General features: G+C 61.8%; 18 protein-coding genes and 1 riboswitch. Of the genes, 4 read left to right on the forward strand and 14 right to left on the reverse strand.

Translation table 11 applies throughout. From position 1 onward, the window contains the following. Positions 1–6: 6 nt before the first annotated feature. The 5 genes from ACQ4WP_RS00095 to hppD all read right to left on the reverse strand — a co-directional run bounded on the left by ACQ4WP_RS00095 (position 7) and on the right by hppD (position 11390). Positions 7–1806, reverse strand: a complete 1800-nt coding sequence (locus ACQ4WP_RS00095; RefSeq protein WP_436518095.1) for a M14 family metallopeptidase — start codon at positions 1804–1806, stop codon at positions 7–9. 123 nt (positions 1807–1929) lie between these two features. Further along, the gene (locus ACQ4WP_RS00100) at positions 1930–4653 is read right to left on the reverse strand and encodes a TonB-dependent receptor plug domain-containing protein (protein ID WP_436518096.1); all 2724 of its coding nucleotides are present in this window, start codon (positions 4651–4653) and stop codon (positions 1930–1932) included. Positions 4654–4816: 163 nt separating this feature from the next. Next, entirely contained in the window at positions 4817–6340 is a 1524-nt protein-coding gene (locus ACQ4WP_RS00105; RefSeq protein WP_436518097.1) for a S41 family peptidase, read from the reverse strand. 118 nt (positions 6341–6458) lie between these two features. Continuing rightward, a complete protein-coding gene (locus ACQ4WP_RS00110; protein ID WP_436518098.1) occupies positions 6459–10055 on the reverse strand; it encodes an indolepyruvate ferredoxin oxidoreductase family protein in 3597 nt (1198 codons plus the stop codon). Between the two features lie 207 nt (positions 10056–10262). Further along, positions 10263–11390, reverse strand: coding sequence for a 4-hydroxyphenylpyruvate dioxygenase (hppD, locus tag ACQ4WP_RS00115; RefSeq protein WP_436518099.1), 1128 nt, complete (start codon positions 11388–11390; stop codon positions 10263–10265). 125 nt (positions 11391–11515) lie between these two features. Between hppD and ACQ4WP_RS00120 the strand changes: the two genes are divergently transcribed. Next, a complete protein-coding gene (locus ACQ4WP_RS00120; RefSeq protein WP_070220829.1) occupies positions 11516–12040 on the forward strand; it encodes an Lrp/AsnC family transcriptional regulator in 525 nt (174 codons plus the stop codon). Here the strand turns inward: ACQ4WP_RS00120 and ACQ4WP_RS00125 are convergent. The 4 genes from ACQ4WP_RS00125 to ACQ4WP_RS00140 all read right to left on the reverse strand — a co-directional run bounded on the left by ACQ4WP_RS00125 (position 12032) and on the right by ACQ4WP_RS00140 (position 16652). Further along, positions 12032–12736 carry a GNAT family N-acetyltransferase gene (locus ACQ4WP_RS00125; RefSeq protein ID WP_436518100.1) on the reverse strand — a complete coding sequence of 235 codons (705 nt, stop codon included), beginning with the start codon at positions 12734–12736 and terminating at the stop codon, positions 12032–12034. The two genes, ACQ4WP_RS00120 and ACQ4WP_RS00125, sit on opposite strands and share 9 nt — an antisense overlap. An 87-nt stretch (positions 12737–12823) precedes the next feature. Beyond that, positions 12824–13921 (reverse strand): tRNA nucleotidyltransferase/poly(A) polymerase-related protein, encoded by a 1098-nt coding sequence (locus tag ACQ4WP_RS00130; protein ID WP_436518101.1) that lies wholly within the window; start codon positions 13919–13921, stop codon positions 12824–12826. Positions 13922–13933: 12 nt separating this feature from the next. After that, positions 13934–14650 carry a glutathione S-transferase family protein gene (locus ACQ4WP_RS00135; protein WP_436518102.1) on the reverse strand — a complete coding sequence of 239 codons (717 nt, stop codon included), beginning with the start codon at positions 14648–14650 and terminating at the stop codon, positions 13934–13936. Between the two features lie 22 nt (positions 14651–14672). Next, complete coding sequence (locus ACQ4WP_RS00140; RefSeq protein WP_436518103.1) at positions 14673–16652, reverse strand: lytic transglycosylase domain-containing protein; 1980 nt, start codon at positions 16650–16652, stop codon at positions 14673–14675. A gap of 32 nt (positions 16653–16684) precedes the next feature. On the opposite strand from ACQ4WP_RS00140, the gene ACQ4WP_RS00145 reads away from it, so the two are divergent. Continuing rightward, positions 16685–17284, forward strand: coding sequence for a 5-formyltetrahydrofolate cyclo-ligase (locus tag ACQ4WP_RS00145; protein ID WP_495542762.1), 600 nt, complete (start codon positions 16685–16687; stop codon positions 17282–17284). 15 nt (positions 17285–17299) lie between these two features. Here the strand turns inward: ACQ4WP_RS00145 and metF are convergent, their stop codons facing one another. The 5 genes from metF to metK all read right to left on the reverse strand — a co-directional run bounded on the left by metF (position 17300) and on the right by metK (position 21979). Beyond that, positions 17300–18130: a methylenetetrahydrofolate reductase [NAD(P)H] gene (gene metF / locus ACQ4WP_RS00150; protein ID WP_436518105.1), complete on the reverse strand. Its 831-nt coding sequence runs from the start codon at positions 18128–18130 to the stop codon at positions 17300–17302. Next, on the reverse strand, positions 18117–18473 hold the full coding sequence (locus ACQ4WP_RS00155) for a phage holin family protein (protein ID WP_077398738.1): 357 nt from the start codon (positions 18471–18473) through the stop codon (positions 18117–18119). The genes metF and ACQ4WP_RS00155 overlap by 14 nt, the downstream gene beginning before the upstream one ends. An 81-nt stretch (positions 18474–18554) precedes the next feature. Then, positions 18555–19979 (reverse strand): adenosylhomocysteinase, encoded by a 1425-nt coding sequence (ahcY, locus tag ACQ4WP_RS00160; RefSeq protein WP_436518106.1) that lies wholly within the window; start codon positions 19977–19979, stop codon positions 18555–18557. A 24-nt stretch (positions 19980–20003) separates the two neighbouring features. Continuing rightward, a riboswitch (S-adenosyl-L-homocysteine riboswitch) is annotated at positions 20004–20072 on the reverse strand. Positions 20073–20112: 40 nt separating this feature from the next. After that, entirely contained in the window at positions 20113–20670 is a 558-nt protein-coding gene (locus tag ACQ4WP_RS00165; protein ID WP_436518107.1) for a hypothetical protein, read from the reverse strand. A 142-nt stretch (positions 20671–20812) separates the two neighbouring features. After that, on the reverse strand, positions 20813–21979 hold the full coding sequence (gene metK, locus ACQ4WP_RS00170; RefSeq protein ID WP_436518108.1) for a methionine adenosyltransferase: 1167 nt from the start codon (positions 21977–21979) through the stop codon (positions 20813–20815). A 188-nt stretch (positions 21980–22167) separates the two neighbouring features. On the opposite strand from metK, the gene ACQ4WP_RS00175 reads away from it, so the two are divergent. Together ACQ4WP_RS00175 and ACQ4WP_RS00180 are read left to right on the forward strand one after the other, a co-directional pair. Then, positions 22168–23037: a lysophospholipid acyltransferase family protein gene (locus tag ACQ4WP_RS00175; RefSeq protein WP_436518109.1), complete on the forward strand. Its 870-nt coding sequence runs from the start codon at positions 22168–22170 to the stop codon at positions 23035–23037. After that, entirely contained in the window at positions 23034–23909 is an 876-nt protein-coding gene (locus ACQ4WP_RS00180; protein WP_436518110.1) for an LpxL/LpxP family acyltransferase, read from the forward strand. The genes ACQ4WP_RS00175 and ACQ4WP_RS00180 overlap by 4 nt, the downstream gene beginning before the upstream one ends. The last annotated feature ends 6 nt before the right edge of the window (positions 23910–23915 follow it).

Genomic DNA, 23915 nt, shown 5'->3' on the forward strand with positions numbered 1-23915 from the left:
TGGGCCTTATAAATCCATGAAACTGACGGGCGCCACGTCGACGCGCATGACCGGATACAGGTTCAACCGCTCATCCCACGAGGCGTGGCGGCGGGCGAAAAACTCCAGGCGCGCGTGAGGATTCTTTGCAAACTCGGGCTCGTCGGCCAGCTTCTGCCGGAATTGCGCCGCCAGCGCCGGGTCGGCCGCCAACTGCGCGCGCGCCACATCCTCGGCCACATAGTCCTCCATGTATTCCTTGCGCTCGAACGCCGTGTTGAAGCTGCCCCAGGCCAGCAGCGAGTCGGGTGCGCGCGGCTCGAGCAGCGCCATCACCAGGCGCGCCTTCGGCTGGTTGACGGGAACGTACAGCATGCCCGCATCGACCAGGCGCTCTTCCTTCTGCCATTCGCCCTGTACCGCTGCCGTCTGGCGTCCTTCGAACGACTGCGCGCCGAACTTCACTTGCGTGGCGCGGAAGACCTCCACATTCTGCCTGGCGAAGATGCTGCTCATTTCCTGGTAGGCGATGCCGTGCTGGCGCAACTTGGCGCCCACCATGGCCGCCTGCGCGCGCGGCACCAGGTAGCCGGCCTTCGGCGCGACCACCTGCAGGTCGGGCACGATCTCGTCGCGCAGCGGCACGTTCCAGATTTGCGGCGTCTTTTCGTCATAGCGCGTCATCAGCGCGCCTGACACTTCGGACGGCGTGCGCGTATAGGCATAGCCGCGAAACGCGATCATGCGGCTTTTCTCCGTGGTCCTGTAGCTGAGGGGCAGTGCACTGCCGGCCAGCTGCGTCGCGCGCAGGTCCGCTTCCGTGGCGGTTTGTCGCCAGACGGCGCCGTGCTGCGCCATTTGCGACAGCAGGGAAATGATGGTGTTGCGCGTGATGCGCACACGGGTCGGGTAGTCCTTCCACGAGTGGGTTTCCACCAGCACGCCGAAACGGTTACGCAACAGGAAATAGCCGTGCGAAAAGCGCGGGTTCGGCGTCGAATCGACAAAACCAGACTGCGGATTGTCTTCTTCGGCAAATGACATGTAGAACGGCTTCGGATCGGAACCCTGCTTTGCCAGGTCGGCCAGCACACCGTCGCGCAACGCCGTTCCCGCCGTGCGCAAGGCCGCATCGCCCGCATGCACGGGTTCGACCTGGATCGAGATATCGGGTTCGAACTGGGCGCCGTCCGTCACGTGCAGGTCGACATACGCCAGCGGATCCCAGGCATTGACCAGCGCCAGCATGTGCTGCATCTCGGGAGAGTCGGCCTTCATGTAGTCGCGGTTCAAATTAAAATTCTGCGCCGTGCTGCGCCAGCCCATCTCCTGCGGGCCCCGCTGGTTCGGGCGGTTCCACGCACCAAAGCGCTCATGGCCGTCGACATTCAGCACGGGCACGAACAGCACGACCTGCTTGTCCAGCGCGCCGGCGCCTGCCTTGTCTTCCAATACTTCGCGCAGGGCCAGAAAACCCGCATCCTTGCCGTCGATTTCGCCCGCATGGATGCCGCCCTGCACCAGCAGTACCGGTATCTTGCGCAGCCTGGCCTCCTCCGGCGTCAGCGCGCCCGTGTTGGAAACGGCCAACGCCAGCATGGGGCGGTTTTCCGGCGTGCGGCCAAATTCAAAGCAGCGCACCTGTTTCGGATGGTGCTCCTCGAAACGCCGGCACAAGGCTTCCACTTCCTCGTAGCGGCCCGTCTGCTGGAAACCCGAGTACTCGGCCGCCGTTTTCAGGGAAAACAGCCGCATATCGCGCGCGGCATGCGCGTTGACGGAAAACAGGGAAAACACGGCGGCGGACAGCAGGACATGGCGTAGCATCGGGCTAGCTCCATCAAGGGGGACAAGCGGGCAATTATAGAGGCGCGGTCAGGTAAAAACGCCGTGAAAAATAAAAAAGCCGGAACAGCGTCAGCTGCTCCGGCCTTGCTTTGGCAAGCGTGACTACGAGCCAAAGTGGTAGTTGAATTCTACCCAACCCTGGCGTCCTTGCGGGCTATAGCTGCCCACCGGGTAGTACGGCCAGCCGCCGCTGTCGTCGCGCTTGATCTTGTCGAACACGTTGTTGACGATCAGCGACAAAGTGGCGCGGTCGTTGATGCGGTACACGGTACTGATGTTGGCCAGCGCCGTCGGCGTCAGGTAGCCGGTACCGCCGCCGTTCGGGATCTTGCTGTAACGGCTGACCAGCAAGGTGTTCGACCAGTCGCCCGCAGCCCAGTTGACGCTCAGGTTCAGCTTGTCGCGCCAATCCGAATTGTTCAGCGATTTGAGCTCGTCGATCTCTTCGTCGCCGGCAAATTGCTGCGATTTATTGCTCAGCACCTTGGCGTAATTGGCCTTGAAGGCAAAGCGGCCATAGTCCGCCGTGCGCAGCAAATACTTGACGCTGATGTCGATACCGCTGCTGCTCTGCTTGGCCGCGTTGATCGGATTGACGGTGATGGTCTTGATCTCGCCGGCGCGGTTCAGGGCATTGGCCGCGAAACGCTCGACGCGGCCCAGGGTATCGGCGCAGGTAGGCGAATTGATGTCGAGCTTGCCCAGGCGGCAATCGGCTTCGTCGCGCAGGATCTTGTCCGCGCTCAGGTTCGTCACCAGGTCGTCGATCTTGATGTTCCAGTAATCGACGGAGACGTCGAAATTCGAACTTGGCGACCAGACGGCGCCCACGCCGAACGACTTGCCTTTTTCCGATTGCAGGTCGCGGCTGCCATTCTGCACATAGTCGGCGCCCGGCGACTTGTTTGCAAATTCGCACTTGTCGATGCTCTGACCGGCGGCGCCGCAGCGGTAGTAGTCGGTGGTGCTCGAGTAGTAACCGGTGCCGCGCGCCTTGTAGATATAGTTCATGTCCGGCGCACGGAAGCTGGTGGCGTAGTTGGCACGGAACAACAGCTCAGGTGCGGGACGCAGTTCCAGGCCGCCGTTGTAGGTGAACTTGCCCTCATGGCGGCCGGCAAAGCTGTAGCGGTCATAACGGCCAGCCAGGGTACCGGTCAGCTTTTCATGCAGCGGCAGGTTGACTTCCGCGCCCAGCGCATAGCGGGTACGCGTGCCGGCCGTGATATCGGATTTGGTGGCGACGTTGAAATAACCGTCGTTCAGGCGCGCATCGGGAACATTGCTGAAGCCCTGCTTGCCCACTTCGGCGATGGTGGCGATCTTTGCCACGCCAGCAGGCAGCTGGAACAGGTCGCCATTGGTGGCCAGGCTCAGCGTGTTCGTCCAGGCCTTGTCGTCGCTGTCGGAATTGCCCGTGATGCTGTCGAATTCGGCCGCCGTCACGCGGCGCGACAAGCGGGCCGGATCCGGTGCGTAGATCGGCACGCCGGCAGCGTCGGTGCCCAGTTTCGGCCCCAGGAAGAAGCTGTCGATATTGGCCAGCGCGCGCGGCGTGTGGCTTTCGCTCTTGTACACCGAGGCGTTGTAGTTCGCTTCATACTGCCAGAATGACGTGCCGGGAATGCGGCCCTTGGCGCCCAGCGAGATGGCGGTGGCCAGGTCGTCCCACTTGCGGTTGTAGCGCTCCACGCCGCCCATTTCCTCGGGCGAGATATAGCGCGTCCACGCTTCGTAGCGATTGGTATTCTGGTTACGGAAATAGCTGCTGCCCGTCGACGACGACGTCCACGTCGGGCCGCGCGTATTGTTTTCCGTCGAGTTCTTGCCGATCAGGAAGTCGGCGAACAGGGTCGTTTCCGGCGACAGCTCATAGTTGGCGCTGCCGAACACGTTCTGGCTGCGGTTCTTGGTCTGCGTGGTCCAGTAAGTGGGGCCGACTTTCGGGCTGGCGCAATAGCTGCCGTTCTTCGCCGGGTACTTGACGACGCTGCCGCCGAACAGGTCGCCAAACTGGCTACAGGTATCGCCCAGGTCCACGTAGCTGCCAGAGGTGCCCGCCTGTACCACGCGGCGCGACGCGATATTCGTCGGCGTGCCCGAGCGGGTGGCCATGAAGTCACGCTGCAGGCTCGACAGCGGATCGCGCTGGCTCAGCTCCACGCTGAACAAGGTATGCAGCTTGTCGAAATTGCCGCCGCCCGTCAGCTGCACGCGCTGGTTGCCGGCGCCGCCGCGCGTGGTGCCGCCCGCCTTGACGTTGATATCGAAACCTTCCGTCTGCTTTTTCAGGATGACGTTGACCACGCCGGCGATCGCGTCCGAGCCATAGATGGCCGAGGCGCCGCCGTTGAGGATTTCGATGCGGTCGACGATGCTAGCCGGGATGTTCGCCAGGTTGGTGAAGTTGACCGTGCCTTCATAGGCGACGGGGAAGTCGGCCAGGCGGCGGCCGTTCAACAGGATCAAGGTATGGTTCGGCCCCAGGCCGCGCAGGCTGATGGTATTGGCCGACGGCGTGAAGGTGTTGCCGAAGTCCTCGCCTTGCGTAAAGCCGCTGTTCTGTACCTGGTTAGTCAGCGCATCGAAGACGTTCTTGTACCCCTGCTTGGTGATTTCATCGCCGGTCAGGATGGTGACGGACGATGGTCCCTCCAGACTGGCGCGGGGAATGCGCGAACCGGTGACCACGACGGCTGGCGGGGTGGCCGCTGGCTGCTGATCCGCTGCGGGCGCTTGCGTTTGCGCTTGCGCCTGCCATGCGGAGCCGCCCAGAATGGCCAGTACGGCGATGGTGAGCGGTGGTAACTTGAATTGTATAGGCATCTTTGCGCTTCTCAAGGTTAGGGAGAAGGTGAAAGATATCAAGATGCCAGCAATTACAGAACGAATGGATTCATCTTTCCATATATCAAAATTGTTATATGGAAAGATTCATGAGCAGGAAAACGCCAGGCACTATCGCAAGATCATGGCAGAAGCAGACGCTTTAACGGCGAATGATGGCAATTTCCTTGTAGGCCGGCCGCAGCAGGCGCATGGCCGTGTCGGCCGGACTCTGCATCGAACTCAACAACCTGGTCGCGCCTGTGGCCGGCGTGCAGCTGCCGCTGCTGCGGTAGCGCAGCGCCGCCGCCAGCATGCCTTCCGCCGCGTCGCCCAGTTGGTGCTGGTAATCGTCCGTCACGTCGCAGGTCGGCGCCATGCCGTCGGCAAAGTCGCCAAAGCCCTTGGCGTTGACGCCCTGAAACTGCACGGAGAAATAGGTGGTGCCGCAATTCGGTGCAGGATAAAAACCGTAGGGCTTGCCGCACGTCGTGCCGCCAATCAGGCTGACCTGCACGTCCACGCCGCGCAAGCCGTTGATGATGGCTTCGCTGGCCGAGCAGGTATTGCCTGTTGTCAGCAAGGTCACCCGCGTCAGCCCCAGCGAGGGCAAGGGCGTGCCCTTGGGGAGGGGATTCGGGCCGGGAAAGCCCTGGCTTTGCGCATGGAATGGCACGGGCGCTTTCGACCGGGTCTTGTCATTGAAGAGCACCTGCTCGAAAATCTTGCCGGTGGTGACTTGCGGACCGGCAATCATGTAAGCGAGTTCGCTGGCGACATCCAGATAGCCGCCGCCGTTGTAGCGCACGTCGAGCACCAGGTCGCTGATGCCGGCCGCCTGGAAGCGGCGCATGGTCTCGACCAGCTGGCGCTCGGCGACATTATTGTGGGTGTTGAAGGTCAGATAGCCTACCTTGCCCGTGGGCGTGTCGATGATGCGCTCGTTCTGCACGGCGCTGGTGCTGACCTCGACCGCCTGCAGGGTGGCGTTTCGCACCGTTCCGTCACGGCTGAAACTCAGCGCATGCGTGCCTTGCGCTGTAGGGAACAGACCCGCGTTGATGATCTTCACGCTGGCCGTGTCCGCAGCATTGACGAAATCGACGCCATCGATGGTTTGCAGCAGGTCGCCCCGCTGCAAGCCCGCCAGGGCCGCCGGCGAACCTGGTTCGACGATCGAGATCACCGCCTGGCGCGGCGGCGTGGTACGCGTCAAGGCCAGCAGCATGCCGTAGCCCAGTTCGATGCCATTCTGCGCCGCTTCCCATTCGGCCGTCGTATACGTGAAGTGGAACTGGTCCTTGGGCTTGCCGGACGCCGTCGTGGCCGTTGTTTTCAGCACGTCGAAATACGCGATGGGCGTGGTGAAGCTTTGCGGCTGGTACGAGGTTGGCACTTCGCGGTACCACAGATACGTTTCATCGATCCAGCTGCGCACCCACGTCAGTTCATCGAGCAAGGTGCCCTGCTTGTCGATGCTGCTGCCGCTGCGCGGCGCCTCGCAGCGGTTCGCGACCGTGGAGGAAGCGACCAGCGCCGTGGGACCCGTCGGCGTCACGGGCGGCACGACGGCCGCGCTGTCGCTGCTGCCGCCACCGCCGCCGCAGGCGCTCAACAGCAATGTAAAGGAAAGGACAACAGGACGAGCAAGGGGCACTGCCAGGGAGGAAAAACGCAGGGAACGCATAACAAACTTTCCATAAAGAAATTATCGAAAAATTATAATGCGTTTTACAAACAGGCGTTGTTTTCTTTGACACAATGGCGCCCGCAGGCGCCATTGCTACAACGTCACGCTCACACCATCACGCCACAGTGGCCGCCACGGGTGCTGCCACGATGGGCGGCAGCGGCGTCGGCGCGTTGAAGGCGATCAGCAGACTCGCTTCCTTCTCTTTCGCCGCCTTCAAATGACGCTCCTTCACGTGACCATAGCCGCGGATGTCTTCCGGGATGCTGGCAATGGCCACGGCTTGCGCCAGCTTGGCCGTCGTCAGTTTCGGCAGCAAGCCGCCCACCGTGGCGCGGTACTCAAGAATCAGCGCGCGCTCCATCTTGCGCTCGGCCGTATGGCCGAACACGTCGAAGGCCGTGCCGCGCAAGCCCTTGAACTTGGCCAGCACGCCGAAGGCCTTCAGCATCCACGGGCCATATTCCTTCTTGATCAAATGGCCCTGCGCATCCGTTTTTGCCATGATCGGCGGCGCCAGGTGGAACTTGAGCTTGATGTCGCCTTCGAACATGGCGGCAATCTTCGCCTGGAAGGCGCCGTCCGTGTACAGGCGCGCCACTTCGTACTCGTCCTTGTAAGCCATCAGCTTGTAGAAATAGCGGGCCACGGCTTCCGTCAAGCGCAGGTGCGGGCCATTCAGGGCGATTTCGGCCGCGCGCACCTGGCCGACGAAGTCCAGGTACTGCTGCGCATACGCGCGATCCTGGTAGGCCGTCAGCAAGGCGACTCTTTTTTCGATGATGTCGTCGAGCGTGTCGATGCGCTTGAATTCCACCACTTTCGCCGGCGTCGTCATGCGCACCAGGCTGGCCGTATCGTGGGCGCCAGCGCGGCCCCAATTGAAGGCGGCCTTGTTGAACGCCACCGAGACGTTGTTCAAGTCGATGGCCTTCATGATGGACGCTTCGGTGAGCGGCACCTTGCCCTTTTGCCAGGCATAACCGAGCATGAACATGTTCGTCGCGATCGAGTCGCCCATCAGCGCCGTGGCGATCTGGCCCGCGTCGATGAAGTCCACGTGGTCGCTGCCGCAAGCCTTTTCAATTTCCATGCGCGCGGAAGCACCGGGGAATTGCCAGTCCGGGTTCTTCACGAAGGCGGCCGTCGACGAGCTGGTCGAGTTGATCATGGCCCAGCTGCGTCCCTCTCCCATGCGCGACAGGGCGTCGCGGCTGGCCGTGACGATCAAGTCGCAGCCGATCACGAGATCGGCCGCACCGGTGCCGACGCGCGTCGAGTGGATGTCTTCCTGGCGGTCCGCCAGGCGCACGTGCGACATCACGGGGCCGCCCTTTTGCGCCAGGCCGCTCATGTCCAGCACGGAACAGCCCTTGCCTTCCACATGCGCCGCCATGGCCAGGATCTGGCCCACGGTGACCACGCCCGTGCCCCCGATGCCGGTCACTAAAATGCCGAATGGCTCCGCCGTCGAAGGAATGACTGGTGTCGGCAAGGCCGGTGCGGCTGGCGCATCCTTGTCGGCGCTCGCCGCTTTTTTCGGTTTTTTCAAGCCGCCGCCTTCCACCGTCACGAAGCTGGGGCAAAAGCCCGTCGTGCACGAGAAATCCTTGTTGCAGGACGACTGGTTGATCTGGCGCTTGCGCCCCAGGTCCGTTTCCAGCGGTTCCACCGACAGGCAGTTCGATTGCACGGAACAGTCGCCGCAGCCTTCGCAGACGGCTTCGTTGATGACGGCGCGCTTGGCCGGGTCCGGGTATTCATTGCGTTTCCGGCGGCGGCGTTTTTCCGAGGCGCAGGTCTGGTCGTAGATCATGGCCGACACGCCGGGCATGTCGCGCAGTTCGCGCTGCACGTCCATCAGTTCCGAACGGTGGCGCACGGTCACGCCTTCGGCCCAGGCGTAATCGTCCGGATACTTTTCCGGTTCGTCGGTGACGACGATGATGGGACCGACGCCTTCGGCGGCGATCTGGCGCGAAATGATGGCCGGCGACAGGGGGCCATCGAATTCCTGGCCGCCCGTCATGGCCACCGCATCGTTGAACAGAATTTTGTAGGTGATGTTCACCTTGGCCGAGACGGCTGCGCGGATGGCCAGGATGCCCGAGTGGAAGTACGTGCCGTCACCGAGGTTGGTAAACACGTGCTTTTCATTCGTGAACGGCGCCTGCCCCACCCAGGTGACGCCTTCGGCGCCCATGTGGGTAAACGTCGACGTCTCGCGGTCCATCCACAGCACCATGTAGTGGCAGCCGATGCCGGCCAGCGCGCGCGAGCCTTCCGGCACCTTGGTCGAGGTATTGTGCGGGCAGCCGGAGCAAAAGAAGGGCGTGCGGTCCTTTTGCGGATCGGGTTTCACGCTGATCGCTTTCAGCACATTCTCTTTGGCTTCCAGGTAGGCGATGCGTTCCTTCACGCGCTGCTCGACCGGATGGCCCGCGTAGTAGCGCGAAATGCGGCTGGCAATCGCGCGGGCGATCATGGCCGGGTTCAGCTCATACGTGGCCGGCAGCAGCCAGTCGCCGTGGCCGGTGCCCTTCTGGTTGCTCCATTCGCCCGTGTCGTCGAACTTGCCGACCACGCGCGGACGCTCGCCATCCTTCAAGTTGTACAGCTCTTCCTTGAGCGCGTATTCGAGGATCTGGCGCTTTTCTTCCACCACGAGGATTTCGTCGAGGCCCTTGGCAAATTCATGCACGCCGTCCGCTTCCAGCGGCCAGGTCATGCCGATCTTGTACAGGCGAATGCCGATGTCGGACGCCGTCTGCTCGTCGATGCCCAGGTCGGCCAGCGCCTGGCGCGTATCGAGGTAGGATTTGCCGGCCGTGATGATGCCGATGCGAGCCTTCGGGCTGTCCCAGATGATTTTATTGAGCTTGTTGGCACGCGCATACGCCAGCGCCGCATACCATTTGTAGCTGTTCATGCGTACTTCTTGCTCCAGCACCGTGTCGGGCCAGCGGATGTTCAAGCCACCGGCCGGCATCTCGAAGTCGGTCGGTAGCACGATCTGGACGCGGTCCGGGTCGAAATCGACGGCGGCGCCCGACTCGATGATGTCTGTCACGCATTTCATCGATACCCACAGGCCTGTGTAGCGGCTCATGGCCCAGGCGTGCAAGCCGTAGTCGATGTATTCCTGCACCGACGACGGGTACAGCACGGGGATGCCGCAAGCGTTCAGGATATGGTCGGACTGGTGCGCCGTGGACGACGATTTCGCCGCATGGTCGTCGCCGGCCAGCACCAGCACGCCGCCATGCTTGGCGGAGCCGGCGTTATTGGCGTGCTTGAAAACGTCGCCGCAGCGGTCGACGCCGGGGCCCTTGCCGTACCACATGCCGAAGACGCCGTCGTATTTCGCGTCTTCGAACAGATTCGTTTGCTGCGTGCCCCAGACGGCCGTGGCGGCCAGGTCTTCGTTCAGGCCCGGATGGAATTTGACGTGGTGTTCATCGAGGTATTTCTTGGCCTTGATCGCCGTCATGTCGACGGACGTCACAGGCGAACCGCGGTAACCGGTGATGTAGCCGGCCGTATTCAGGCCAGCCTTCAAATCGCGCTCGCGCTGCAGCATGGGCAGGCGGATCAGCGCTTGCGTGCCCGTCATGAAGGCGCGGCCACGCTCCAGCGTGTATTTGTCGTTCAGGGAAATTTCGGACGCGTGCGCGCCCGGCTCAAGACTCGAGCCCTTGATTGGTGCATTCATTACTTGTCTCCATTATTCTCTGTGCTACGCGTGCAAAGTCGGTTGAACTCACACGTACCGGCCGCGCTTTGTGAGCAATGCCGGTGCGGAAAAATGACTTGTTTGTCGTAGACTACCACAGGAATGCGCGCAATTCTTTGCTGCGCTGCACTCCCGCGTTTTTACCTTTTTGGTGCTCTTTTAACTACTATTTGTCACAAAGCAACATTACGCCGCGTTCGTATCTTTCAGCACGCCGCGCTTGATCTGGTCCAGCTCGATCGACTCGAACAGGGCGCGGAAATTGCCTTCACCGAAACCCTGGTCGCCCTTGCGCTGGATAATTTCGAAGAAGATCGGGCCGATCACCGTCTGCGTAAAAATTTGCAGCAGCAGTTCGCGTTCCGTTTCCGTGCTGTGGCCATCGATCAGGATGCGCAGGCGGCGCAGTTCTTCCAGCTGCTCGCCATGGTTTGGCAGGCGACGGTTGACCAGCTCATAGTAGGTTTCAATCGTGTCCTGGAAATCGATACCCGTATCGCGCATGCCTTGCACGGAGGTGTAGATATTATCCGTGCCCAGGGCGATGTGCTGGATACCTTCGCCATGGTACTGGTCCAGGTATTCGGCGATCTGCGACTTGTCGTCCGACGATTCATTGATGGGGATACGGATCTTGCCGCAGGGGGAAGTCATGGCCTTCGATTTGAGGCCCGTCAGCTTGCCTTCGATGTCGAAATAGCGCACTTCGCGGAAGTTGAACAGGCTTTCATAGAACGTCGCCCATTCCTTCATGCGGCCACGGTGCACATTGTGCGTCAGGTGGTCGATGTAGGTCAGGCCGTGGCCGACCGGGTTGGCGACGGCACCGGGAATGGCGACGAAGTCGACGTCATAGATGCTGATGTCGCCGATGCCGCCCGGAGCGGCCGCGTCCGGCTTATCGGCGCCCTTGCCGCGCCAGCGGTCGACGAAGTACAGCAGCGAATCGCCCACGCCCTTGATGGCGGGGATATTCAGCTCCATCGGCCCCGTTTTATTGTCGAAACCCCAGGCGCCCAGTTCCAGCGCGCGGCGGTACACAAAGGCTGCGTCGTCGACACGGATGGCGATGGCGCATACGGATGGGCCGTGTTGGCGCGCAAAACGCTGCGCGAACGAATCTTGTTCGGCATTGATGATGAAATTGATGTCGCCCTGACGGTACAGGGTCACATCCTTGTGACGGTGGCGCGCGATGGCCGTGAAGCCCATGTTCTCGAACAGCTTGCCCAATGCTTTTGGGTCTGGTGCTGCATACTCGACGAACTCGAAACCATCGGTACCCATCGGGTTATCCCAAGGCTGAAATTGCATGATGTCTCCTCCAAGAAGTAGCGCACAGTATAGGCGTGGGTCACGGGCATTAAATGCCAAAGATCTCCCGAACAATCATGATTTGCGCAATAATATTGCGTGAAACGAGAACCACCGGAGGAAGCATGAGCAAAATTACGCTGGATAAAACGGACCGCAAGATCCTCGCCGTCCTGCAGGCCGATGGCCGCCTGTCGAATCAGGACGTGGCCGAACAGGTCAGCCTGTCGCCGTCGCCATGCTTGCGCCGCGTCAAACGGCTGGAAGAAGCGGGCGTGATTCGCCAGTATGTCGCCCTGCTGGACCCGGAAAAGATCGGCCTGGGCTTGCTCGCCTACGTGAATGTACGCCTGGAAAAGCACAGCGACGCCACCGCCCACAGCACGGCGCGCGTACTGGCGCCCAACCTGGTGACGAATACTTCGCCGCGCGCCGACTTCGCCGTGGCGGTGGCGCATTGGCCGGAAGTGGTGGCGTGCTATGCGATGACGGGCGAAATGGATTATTTATTGCGCGTGCACGTGGAAGACATGGAGCACTTTTCGCGCTTCATGATGGCAACATTGCTGCGCCACCCGGCCGTGCTGGACGTGAAATCGAGCTTTGCCTTGCAGCGCATCAAGGATACGACGGCCCTGCCCTTATTGTAATGGTGGCTCGGGCTTCTTCTTGCGCCCCGGCAAGCGATCCCACAGTTTGAATGCGGCGCGCGCGTTCGCCTTGAACGTGTAATCGAACATGGCGAACTGCTCCTGCACGGCTTCCTGCAGCATGCTGGATGGATTCGGCGGCAACAGTTTCAAATAGGCATCGGCTTCGCCATAGTCGCGCTGGATTTCCATGCCCGCTTTCTTGGCGATATGCATCATCGTCTTGTTCGACGACAAACAATGCATGTACAGGGTATCGACATCGTTGTTGCGGCAGTGAATCGCCGCCCGCTCGAACAGTTTCGAGCCCACGCCCATGCCGCGCATGGATTTCGACACGGACACGCCAAACTCGGCCACCTGCTCCTTGTCCGTGACGACACTTTTCGCCGGCGACTTGTCTTTCGGCGCGAACGCCAGGTGTCCCACGCCCACCAGCTTGAACAAGCTGTTGTAGACGCCATAAATCATGTCGCGCGAGAAATCCATCTTCTGTACGTACTGGGCCACCAATTCATCGGGCAAGGTGCTGCCGAAGCGCAGCAAACGGTCGCTTTTCTCCAGCGACAGGAAATGCTTCATCATGCGGCGCCGGTCGCGCTCATGCAACTGCTTGACCAGCACGGTCGGGCGCCCGCCGCCGCTAAGGCTGAGCCAGCGGCGAAACGGATTTTGAAACAGCTTGGGTAAGGTCACGACGACTCCTGGGGGCGGTGCGGCGGCACGTCAGGCCGATATTGTGCAGCGCAACATTGTGGCGCCATTGTAGCCTATTCCCGCCATTCAAGCCTGGTCCAGGAATGCTTGCACGGCGCCCACCCGGGCCGCGTGGATGACTTCGGGGATGCGTTTCGGCTCTGCGCAACCTTGCGCCAGCGCCCCTGCGTTGACGGCGCGCGCCGCGTCCAGCCCACCCTGCAGCCGCGCCGCCGGCGCAAAGTCGCCGGTGAGCAGCCCGTCGCAGGCCACCGCTTGCAGCAGTTGCGCAAAGCGCTGCGGCTTGCGCAAACCGTCGCAGCGTTCGCACAAGGCGACGATGGCTTCGGCGTGCAACTCCAGCGCGCCATTGATATGCTCACGTTCCCGCGCCGCCATGACGGCCAGCTCGCGACACTCATTGGGCACGCGCAAGCGCTCGCTCAGCTGCGCGATGGCATCCTTGCTCACATGCAGCATCAGGGCAGCGAAACGCACGGGCAAGTCCACACCTTGCGCGGCGGCATGGTCGATGACCTGCAGCAAATGTTCGCTGAGCGTGATTTCCCCCATGATGCGCGCCAGGGCGCCGCACTCGTGCAGCACCGCCAGCATGCGCGAAGGGTGGCTTTCCATCAAGCCCTTGGCCACTTCCTGCCACACGCGCTCGGCCACCAGGGCATCGACTTCACCGTCGGCCACCATCTGGCGCATCAGGGCCAGTGTGGCGGGCGCGACAGTGAAAGTACTAAAACGGGCGGCAAAGCGGGCCAGGCGCAAGATGCGCACGGGGTCTTCGCCGAACGCGTCGGAAACGTGGCGGAAGATTTTGTTGCGAATATCGTCGATACCGCCGAAGGGGTCCGTCAGGCTACCGTCCTCGGCTTGCGCGATGGCGTTAATGGTCAGATCGCGCCGCACCAGGTCATCTTCCAGCGTGACATCGGGCGCCGTATGGAAGACAAAGCCCCGGTAGCCAGGGGCCGTCTTGCGTTCCGTGCGGGCCAGCGCGTATTCTTCCTGCGTCTTCGGGTGCAAAAACACGGGGAAATCCTTGCCGACGGGGCGAAAACCCTGGCGCAGCATGTCTTCCGGCGTGGCGCCGACGACGACGTGGTCGTGGTCTTTCACGGGCAAGCCCAGCAGTTGGTCGCGCACCGCGCCACCGACCGTGTATATCTTCATGTTGCTCTTTTCTTAATCAGGTAATTCCGCGTCGTGCTTAGGCGCGACTTCCGTTTCCGCCAGCGCTTCCGTGATCCAGCGTGCGACGGCCGGGTGCGCCTGCACGCGCTCGCAATACGCGTTCAGCGCCGGCGCCAGGCTCACGCCATACGTGCGGAAACGCATGACGACGGGGGCGAAATACGCATCGGCGATGGAAAACTCGCCAAACAGGAACTGATGGTGGCCAAAGCGCGACAGACACTCTTCCCATATTTCGCTGATGCGGCCGATGTCCGCCTGCGCGGCGGCCGTGCGGCCCCGTCCCGGCAACTTGGCCTTGATATTCATCGACATATCCGTGCGCAATCCGGCAAAGCCGGAATGCATTTCCGCGCAGACACAGCGCGCCATGGCGCGCGCGGCCACGTCTTGCGGCCACATGTGTTTGTCAGGGAACTGCTCGGCCAGGTATTCGCAGATGGCCAGGCTGTCCCAGATCGTGATTTCGCCGGCCAGCAGCACGGGCACGCGGCCGCAGGCCGAATATTCGGCGATTTTCGTGGCCGTGTCGCTCTGGTCGAGCAGCACGCGCACTTCCTGGAACGGGATGCCGAAGGCCGTCATGGCCACCCACGGGCGCATCGACCACGAAGAGTAATTCTTGTTGCCGATGATGAGGGTCAGGCCCGGTTCGCGCGCGGCGGCCAGGGTTTGCGTCAGGCTGGGGTCAAGGATAGTCGTTTGCATGGTCGGGTATCAAAGGTATGGTTCAAGGCAAATCGGCCGCGATGGCGCTGTTTTTCGGTCCCACGGTACCCAGGCGCGCTTTCAGCGACTGCGGGCGCTTCTCGAACAGGGCCGCGTAATACGTGGCGTTGGCCATCACGTTTTTCACGTAGCCGCGCGTTTCCGTGTACGGAATGATTTCGGCGAAGACGGCGCCTTCCAGCGGGCGCGTCATGGTGGCGCGCCAGATGCGCAAGCGTCCCGGCCCCGCGTTGTAGGCGGCGCTGGCCAGCACTTGCGAACCATCGAGGCCGCCGAGCACCATGTTCAGATAATTCGTGCCCAGCAAGACGTTGGTACGCACATCGCTCAAGGTTTCCGTGACGAAATCGGTCAGGCCGATCTTCTTGGCGACATAACGGGCCGTCGACGGCATTACCTGCATCAGGCCGGACGCGCCCACGTGCGACTGCGCATCCATGATGAAGCGCGATTCCTGGCGGATCAAGCCATACACCCAGGCCTTGTCCAGGCCCAGGGTTTGCGTGGCCGGATGCATGACGTCGTCATGTGGCGTCGGATAACGCTGCGTATAGTCCACTTCCAGGCGCGTGCGGTCCGAGGTGTTGACCATGCGGTCGAGCACATTGTTCTGGCGCGCAAATTCCGCAGCCGCCAGATGTTGCCTGTCCGTCATCGAACGCAATTCCCAGTTCCACTCACGCGTGCCTTCGAAGCGCAGGCGCATGTTGAAAAATTTCAAGGCCCGCTGCAGCCCCGGATTGGCGGCCATGGCGGCGATTTCCACCGGCGTGATGGGCTGGCCCGGCGGCGGCAGCACCAGGTGGTTGCCCAGCTCTTCATTGGCCAGCAAGCCGTAGAAATTCGATTGCTCGCTGATACTTCGGTAGAGGGTGTCGGCCTGCGCGTTCGGGCGGCCCGGCGTTTCCGCCTGCTGCGCGCGCGCCAGCCAGTAGACCCAGGTGGGGTCCGTGCGCAAGGAAGTCGGCATGGCCTGGATGGACGACTTCACCACGGGCCAGTTGCCTTCGCGCAAGGCGATGCGCGTTTTCCATTGCATCTGCTCCTGGGTCAATGGGGCGCCATTGGTTTTTTGCCAATATTCAAACGCTTCCGGCGCCAGCGAATACGATGCCTGCAAGGCCAAGTTGGCCCAGCCGATGGCTTGCTCCTGCGGCGTCAGTTGCCCGCTGGCCTTTTGCAGCGCCACCACGCCCAGTTTCAGGGTGCTTTTCGCCATGCGGCCCACGGCCACCAGGTACATTTCGTGGTCGGCGCGACTTGGCCCCGGTCCCTTGGCCAGCATCAGCGCCGGCAAGTCGATCGCTTGCGCCATCTTCGCGTCGGACGCGCCCAGCAGCAGCGCGATGCGGCGCGCCGGGCCCGTGGCATTCGTCTGGCCCGCCAGGCGGATCTGCGCCCACAGGTCGTTCGCGTCGAACTGGCCATTTTGCGCCAAGACCGCGATCAGGCTGCCGCACGCTTCGCCATAGCCGGGCGGCGACACCAGCAGGTTGCGCGCCTCGGATGCCACGTTCTGGCCTTTGGCCGCGCGCGACATCAGCGCGTAGCACTTGAGCTGGGTGTCGTCATCGAGGGCGAATTGCGGATATTGCTCATCAAACACAACCCAGTCGCGCTTGCGGCCCAGCTCCAGCAGCCAGTCGTTGCGGAAACGGTCGGCGATGGCGCTGCCCTTGTAGCGGTTCAGGTAATCGCGAAATTGCGCTTCGGTCAGCTGTTTGATGCGCGGTTTCAGCCGATAATAGTCAACATACGATGGAATCTGGTAATTCGTCAGGCGCCCCGCATAAAAGTCGGCTTTTTCGGCGTCATCCTTGCGCGCGGCGTCGCGCAGCAGCAGGAAGGCATCGTCCTCGCTGCGCGTGTCGGGTGCGGCAGGAGAGACGGTGGCGGACACCTGGGCCAGGGCAGCCAGGGGAGACAAGGCCGATGCAACACACAGCATCGTGCCGGCAATCCATTTCAGTGGGGAAATCAATGTACGACTCTCAATCTTAACTTGATGGTGATATGAATAGCGACCCTAGAATAACATGCGATCCGGCTACACGGCCACCCATTGCGCCACAGGACAAAACCGGCTTGCGCAAGGCCCTGCTGGCGGCCCGCCGCGCCCTGCCCGAGACCACGCGCGCAGGGTGGGATGCGGCCATCGCGCAGCGCCTGCTCGACTGGTGCACGCAGGAAAACATCGGGGAACTGGGCGTGTACTGGCCCCTGCATGGCGAGCCGGACTTGCACGACGCGTATGCGCAGCTGGCCGCGCGCGGCGTGCAATTAAGCTTGCCGGTGGTGCTGGAAAAGCATGCGCCGCTGGCATTTTCCGACTGGACGCCCGGTGTAGCGATGGTCAAGGATGGCATGGGCGTGGCCGTGCCGGCCCAGTTGCGCCTGCGCCCGGCGCCAGCCACCTTGCTGGTGCCCTGCCTGGGATTCAATGGAGAACGGTATCGCCTCGGCTATGGCGGCGGGTATTACGACCGCACGCTGGAACACGCGCCGCGGCCCCGCACCTTGGGAGTGGCATACGGCTGCTTGAAGGCATCATTTGCCAGTGGCACATACGACATCGCCCTCGATCACATCGTGACCGAGGGCGATCTGTACTGACGCATCAGGCGGGGACTACTTGACCAGGCGCTGCCACAAGGCCGTCGTGGCGGCCGCCTGGTTCATGCTATAGAAATGCAAGCCTGGCGCGCCGCCTTCCAGCAGGCGTTCGCACAAGCCCGTCACCACGTCCAGGCCAAAGGCCTTGATAGAGGCGCTGTCGTCGCCGAAGCTGGCCAGTTTCAGACGCACCCAGCGTGGAATTTCCGCGCCGCACATGTCCGAAAAGCGCATCAGCTGCGTGTAGTTCGTGATCGGCATGATGCCGGCCACGATAGGCACGTTGATGCCCATCTTCTGCGTCTGCTCGACAAACTGGAAATACGCGTCGGCATTGTAGAAGTACTGGGTGATGGCCGCATCGGCGCCGGCCTGCACCTTGCGCGCAAACGCGTTCAGGTCGTCCTGCGGCGACCGGGCTTGCGGGTGCACTTCCGGATAGGCGGCCACTTCGATATGAAAATGGTCGCCCGTCTCGGCGCGGATGAATTCCACCAGCTCGTTGGCGTAGCGGAACTCGCCCGAGGCGCCGTAGCCGCTCGGCAAGTCGCCCCGCAAGGCCACGATACGGCTCACGCCGGCCGCCTTGAAGTCGGCCAGCACGGCGCGGATCGATGCGCGTGAACCACCGACGCAAGACAGATGGGGCGCGGCTTGTTCGCCGGCCGCCAGGATCTCGCGCACGGTGTCCAGGGTACCCTGCTGCGTGGTGCCACCGGCGCCAAAGGTCACCGAGAAATACTTCGGATGCAATTCAGACAACTTGACACGCGTAGCGCGCAGCTTTTCCGCCCCTTCCGGGGTTTTCGGCGGGAAAAACTCGATACTGAAATTATGCTTTTCCATCGTCATTACTCAAAAGTAAGGTCGACAGGGCCCAGGAAATGATGCTGTACAAAATGGCACCGCCCACGGCAGACCAGAAACTGGCGACATGGAAACCGTCGATCATCTGCGCCACCAGCCAGAACATGAAGCCATTGATGATCAGGATGAACAGGCCCAACGACAAAAACGTCACGGGCAGGGTCAGCAAGATCAGCAAGGGGCGGATCAGTGCATTGACCAGTCCCAGCACGGCAGCGGCCAGCAGCGCGGTCCAGCCGCTGCTCATCGTCACCGAGTGCATCAGGTATGGGACGGCAAACAGGGCTGCCGCATTGATAAACCAAATCAGTAGCAAGCGCATTTCTCTAGCCTGTCAAAAGTAGGGTCAGGCCGGCGGTGGGCGCCGGCCCTCAGAGGGTGAGTTACAGCCCCGGACTATCGATTAATAACGGTAATGCTCTGGCTTGTAGGGGCCTTCTTGACGCACGCCGATGTAGTCGGCTTGCTCTTGCGTCAGTTCCGTCAGCTGCGCATTCAACTTTTTGAGTTGCAAACGGGCGACTTTTTCATCCAGGTGTTTTGGCAGGGTGTACACGCCGACCGGGTAATTGGCCGTGTTCGCGTACAGTTCGATCTGGGCGATCGTCTGGTTGGCAAACGACGAGCTCATCACGTACGACGGGTGGCCCGTGCCGCAACCGAGGTTGACCAGGCGGCCTTCGGCCAGCAGGATGATGCGGCGGCCCGACGGGAAGATGATGTGGTCGACTTGCGGCTTGATGTTTTCCCACTCGTATTGCTTCAGCGAAGCAACGTCGATTTCATTGTCGAAGTGACCAATGTTGCAGACGATGGCCTGGTCTTTCATGCGCGTCAGGTGATCGTGCGTCAGGATGTGGTAATTGCCCGTGCAGGTCACGAAGATGTCGCCGTGTTCGCAGGCGTAATCCATGGTCACCACGCGGTAGCCTTCCATCGCCGCCTGCAGTGCGCAGATCGGATCGACTTCCGTCACCCACACTTGCGCCGACAGGGCGCGCATGGCTTGGGCCGAACCCTTGCCGACGTCACCGTAACCGGCGATGACGGCCACTTTACCGGCGATCATCACGTCGGTGGCGCGCTTGATGCCGTCGACCAGCGACTCACGGCAGCCATACAGGTTGTCGAACTTCGATTTCGTGACGGAATCGTTCACGTTGATCGCAGGGAAAGCCAGCTTGCCTTCCTTGTGCATTTGATACAAACGGTGCACGCCGGTGGTGGTTTCTTCCGTCACGCCCAGGATTTCCGGCAGACGCTTCGAGTACCAGGTCGGGTCGACCAGCAGATGCCGCTTGATCGAGTTGAACATGCAGATTTCTTCTTCCGAACCCGGGTTGGCCAGCACCGACAGATCGGTTTCCGCGCGCACACCCAGGTGCAGCAGCAGGGTGGCATCGCCGCCATCGTCGAGGATCATATTCGAGTAGACAGCCTTGCCATCCACGTTCGGCCATTCGAAGATGCGGTGCGTGTATTCCCAGTAGTCATCGAGCGACTCGCCCTTGACGGCGAAAACAGGCGTGCCGGCGGCAGCGATGGCGGCAGCAGCGTGATCTTGCGTGGAGTAAATGTTGCACGATGCCCAACGCACTTGCGCACCCAGTGCTTCCAAGGTATGGATCAGCACGGCGGTCTGGATGGTCATGTGGATGGAACCGGTGATGCGCGCGCCTTTCAGGGGCTGCGCTGCCGCGAATTCCTCGCGGATGGCCATCAGGCCAGGCATTTCCGTTTCAGCAATCTTGATTTCTTTGTCGCCCCATGCGGCCAGAGTGATATCGGCGATGGTGTAGTCGTGTTGCGATTTGAGTACGGCGTTCATCACGCCCTCCTTTCAGTTGAAAAAGGTACGTGAGCGCAGTTGCAGGATATTCCGAGCCTGGCGAATTTCTTCGTCGCAACGCTCCTCGGACCCTGCATCATAACATTGGCCTTGCGCCGACGGCAACCATTAGTCAAGCGGGCCGGCCGCCGGGCAGGCCCGCGACGCGCGCGGGCGTCCTACGGTTTCCGCGGCCAGTTCTTGCCCTGGCTGAGACAGCTGGCGCGCTCGACAGCGTCCAGGCGCTGCGCCATTTCATCGGCCAGGCGCGCAGGATGGGCAGCATGTCTTTATCGGCCTTGCTGCCGTCGGTCGGGTAATTCGCGGCGCGCATGGCCCATTTGCAGGTGAGCACGGGATCGGGCTTGATATTCGAGCGCCAGGCATCGGGATCCGTGGCGAGAAAACCACTGTCCGCATAAATGGTGAGCACATGCAAGGCCTGGCGTGCCGACATTTGCCCCATCAACTCGGTGAGTTCAGGCCTGATCTGCACCGGCGTTGCCAGCGAGCCATCAGGGAAAACAAATTTGCCGGCCGCGGCCAGGGTCAGCACGGCATGGCCGTCGCCCCCTTCTGCCTTGTCCAGCCATTGTCCCACCGTCAGCGTGGCCGGCGCTGCCACGACAACGGACAGGCCCAATCTAGCCACCAGAACAACAAGCAGCGAGCGTGCGCGCAACAAGGTCATGCAATTCAAAAATTAGTTTATTTGCAATAAATTGCAGCGTATCCCCATGGCAGCGCCGTTCGGTACGCGCCGTCGCGTGAGCGCCCATAAAAAAGCGCCCGCGACCAGATGGCCGGGGCGCTTTTCTTGCAAGCGGACTAGATTATTTCAGGCCGGCAGCGTCGCGCAGCAGGGCGACCTTGTCGGTGCGCTCCCACGTGAATTCCGGCTCTTCGCGGCCGAAGTGGCCGTAGGCGGCGCTCTTCTGGTAGATCGGGCGCAGCAGGTCGAGCATTTGCACGATGCCTTTTGGACGCAGGTCGAAGTGCGCCAGCACCAGCTTGGCGATTTCCGCGTCAGGAATCACGCCCGTGCCTTCCGTGTAGACGGTGATGTTGATCGGCCTGGCCACGCCGATGGCGTAGCTGACCTGCACCTGGCATTGGCGCGCCAGGCCGGCGGCGACGATGTTTTTTGCCACGTAGCGGGCCGCATATGCTGCGGAACGGTCGACTTTCGATGGGTCCTTGCCCGAGAACGCGCCGCCGCCGTGCGGGGCTGCGCCACCGTAGGTGTCGACGATGATCTTGCGCCCGGTCAAGCCGCAATCGCCTTGCGGACCGCCGATGACGAAACGGCCCGTCGGGTTGACGAGGAATTTGGTCTCCGTCAGCCATTCGCGCGGCAGGATGGGCTTGATGATTTCTTCGATGACGGCTTCTTCGATCTGCTTGTGCGAGATTTCCGGCGCATGCTGGGTCGACAGCACGACCGTGTGCACGCCGACGGGACGGCCATCGACGTAGCGCAGGGTTACTTGCGATTTGGCATCCGGACGCAGCCATGGCAAGCGGCCATCCTTGCGCAGTTGCGACTGGCGCTCGACCAGGCGGTGCGCGTAGTGGATGGCGGCAGGCATCAGCTCGGCCGTTTCATCGCAGGCGTAGCCGAACATCAGGCCCTGATCGCCAGCGCCTTGATCCAGGTCAATCCCTGCACCTTCATCGACGCCTTGCGCGATGTCCGGCGACTGCTTGTCGTAGGCCACCAGCACGGCGCAACCCTTGTAGTCGATGCCGTATTCCGTATTGTCGTAACCGATGCGTTTGATGGTTTCACGCGCAACTTGAATATAATCCACATTGGCGTGAGTGGTAATCTCGCCAGCCAGCACCACCAGGCCCGTGTTGCACAGGGTTTCGGCAGCCACGCGGGCGGTCGGATCCTGGGCCAGGATGGCGTCAAGGATGGCGTCGGAAATTTGATCGGCAACCTTGTCGGGATGGCCTTCCGAGACGGATTCGGAAGTGAAGAGATAGTCGTTTGGCATTGCAAGCTCCTGATTACTATGTGAATGTTCTGTCGCAGTAAAGAGGATGTTGCCTGCGACGCTTTAGCGATATTTATATTCCGCTTCGCAAGTTGTCTATTAACTCAGCGGTTACTGCATACGTGGTATTTTACGCTTCTTAAAAAATTTTGGCACAGCAACACGCCATTCTTGGAAACAGCTTATTCATGTTAGTCCCAATTTTCCGCTTCTTATCCATCTTTCCCCTGCCCGTCCTGCATGGCCTGGGCGCTGCGCTCGGCTGGGTGATTTACGCCATTTCCCCGTCCTACCGGCGCCGCATGCGCGAGAACATGCAAGGTGCGGGGTTTTCGCAACACTTGCACACGGCCGTGGCCGAAGCGGGCAAGAGCGTGCTGGAATTGCCCTTCATCTGGTGCGCGCCAGCCGAACGCGTGGCGCGCCACGCGACGGTGGAAAACTGGGAGCTGGTGGAAAAAGCGTTGCAGCACGGCCGCGGCATCGTCTTCCTGACGCCGCACCTGGGCTGCTTTGAAATCGTCGCCCAGCAGATCGCGCTGCGCACGCCGCTCACCGTGATGTACCGTCCGCCCAAGCGCGCCGCCCTGAAACCGCTGATCGAAGGGGCCCGCGCGCGCGAAAACCTGATGCTGGCGCCGGCCAACATGTCGGGCGTGCGCATCTTTGCCAAATGCCTGAAAAAAGGCCAGCCCATCGGCCTGCTGCCGGACCAGGTTCCGCAAGAGGGCGAAGGCGTGTGGGCCGATTTCTTCGGCCGCCCCGCCTACACCATGACCCTGCCGGCCAAGCTGGCGCAGATGGGCGGCGCCGAAGTCATCATCACCTACGCCGAGCGCCTGCCGGGCGGGCGCGGCTATGTCGTGCATTTCGTGCCCTTCACCGCATCCCTCGACAGCACCTCGGCGGAGCAGGCGCGCACCATCAATGCGGCCATGGAACAATTGATCGCGCGCAGTCCCGCGCAATACCTGTGGAGCTACAATCGCTACAAGGTGCCGCGCGGCGCGCCGCCGCCCACGCCCGCCACGCCGGATGCCGCCAAGGAGCAGGCATGAGACTGCTGATCGCCTTCATGTGGCTGCTGCACTGGTTGCCCTTGCCCATCCTCGGCCGCTTCGGCGTGGCCGTCGGCAGCGTGCTGTTCATCGCCATGCCCACGCGGCGCAAGATTGCCCTGACGAATCTGCGCCTGTGCATGCCGGAATTGACGGAACAGCAACGCGTGGCGCTGGCGCGCCAGCATTTCCAGGCGTATTCGCGCAGCGTGTGGGAGCGCAGCATCCTGTGGTGGTCCTCGGAAGCGCGCCTGAACCGCCTGATCAGGAAGGTGCCCGCCTTCCCGGGCCAGCAGATCGCAGCCAAGCCCACCATCTTGCTGTGTCCCCACTTTGTCTGCCTCGACGTGGCCGGCGCCGCCACGGCCATGGAAATTTCCGCCTCGTCCATGTATGTGCAGCAAAAGAGCGCCGCCTTCGACCAGGCCTTGCGCAATGGCCGTTCGCGCTTCAAGCCGCCCAAGCTGTTTACGCGCCAGGACGGCATCAAGACAATTCTGCGCGCCCTGCGCGACGGCTTGCCCTATTTCATGCTGCCGGACATGGATTTCGGCGAAAAGGATGCGGAATTCGTGCCCTTCTTCGGCGTGCCCGCCGCCACCCTGACGGCCACGGCGCGCCTGGCGCTGGCCGCCAAGGCGCAAGTCATTCCCGTCATCGCCACCTTCCTGCCCAATTACCAGGGCTGGAAAGTGACCTATTACCCGGCCTGGGACGATTATCCGGGCGACGACATCACGGCCGCCACGCGCCGCATGAACGAATTCATCGAAGAGCGCGTGCGCGAAGCGCCGGCCGAGTATTTCTGGACCCATAAACGCTTCAAGACGCGTCCGGAAGGCGAAGCCTCGTTCTATAACCAGCACAAGTGATACGGC

This window comes from Janthinobacterium lyxosi (assembly GCF_051380665.1).
Lineage (GTDB): Bacteria > Pseudomonadota > Gammaproteobacteria > Burkholderiales > Burkholderiaceae_D > Janthinobacterium.

Bases quoted from the DNA above. Each gene is read 5' to 3' on its own strand.
- ACQ4WP_RS00095 (WP_436518095.1), bottom strand. From the start codon at position 1,806: ATGCTACGCCATGTCCTGCTGTCCGCCGCCGTGTTTTCCCTGTTTTCC.
- ACQ4WP_RS00100 (WP_436518096.1), bottom strand. From the start codon at position 4,653: ATGCCTATACAATTCAAGTTACCACCGCTCACCATCGCCGTACTGGCC.
- ACQ4WP_RS00105 (WP_436518097.1), bottom strand. From the start codon at position 6,340: ATGCGTTCCCTGCGTTTTTCCTCCCTGGCAGTGCCCCTTGCTCGTCCT.
- ACQ4WP_RS00110 (WP_436518098.1), bottom strand. From the start codon at position 10,055: ATGAATGCACCAATCAAGGGCTCGAGTCTTGAGCCGGGCGCGCACGCG.
- hppD (WP_436518099.1), bottom strand. From the start codon at position 11,390: ATGCAATTTCAGCCTTGGGATAACCCGATGGGTACCGATGGTTTCGAG.
- ACQ4WP_RS00120 (WP_070220829.1), top strand. From the start codon at position 11,516: ATGAGCAAAATTACGCTGGATAAAACGGACCGCAAGATCCTCGCCGTC.
- ACQ4WP_RS00130 (WP_436518101.1), bottom strand. From the start codon at position 13,921: ATGAAGATATACACGGTCGGTGGCGCGGTGCGCGACCAACTGCTGGGC.
- ACQ4WP_RS00135 (WP_436518102.1), bottom strand. From the start codon at position 14,650: ATGCAAACGACTATCCTTGACCCCAGCCTGACGCAAACCCTGGCCGCC.
- ACQ4WP_RS00145 (WP_495542762.1), top strand. From the start codon at position 16,685: ATGAATAGCGACCCTAGAATAACATGCGATCCGGCTACACGGCCACCC.
- metF (WP_436518105.1), bottom strand. From the start codon at position 18,130: ATGGAAAAGCATAATTTCAGTATCGAGTTTTTCCCGCCGAAAACCCCG.
- ACQ4WP_RS00155 (WP_077398738.1), bottom strand. From the start codon at position 18,473: ATGCGCTTGCTACTGATTTGGTTTATCAATGCGGCAGCCCTGTTTGCC.
- ahcY (WP_436518106.1), bottom strand. From the start codon at position 19,979: ATGAACGCCGTACTCAAATCGCAACACGACTACACCATCGCCGATATC.
- ACQ4WP_RS00165 (WP_436518107.1), bottom strand. From the start codon at position 20,670: ATGACCTTGTTGCGCGCACGCTCGCTGCTTGTTGTTCTGGTGGCTAGA.
- metK (WP_436518108.1), bottom strand. From the start codon at position 21,979: ATGCCAAACGACTATCTCTTCACTTCCGAATCCGTCTCGGAAGGCCAT.
- ACQ4WP_RS00175 (WP_436518109.1), top strand. From the start codon at position 22,168: ATGTTAGTCCCAATTTTCCGCTTCTTATCCATCTTTCCCCTGCCCGTC.
- ACQ4WP_RS00180 (WP_436518110.1), top strand. From the start codon at position 23,034: ATGAGACTGCTGATCGCCTTCATGTGGCTGCTGCACTGGTTGCCCTTG.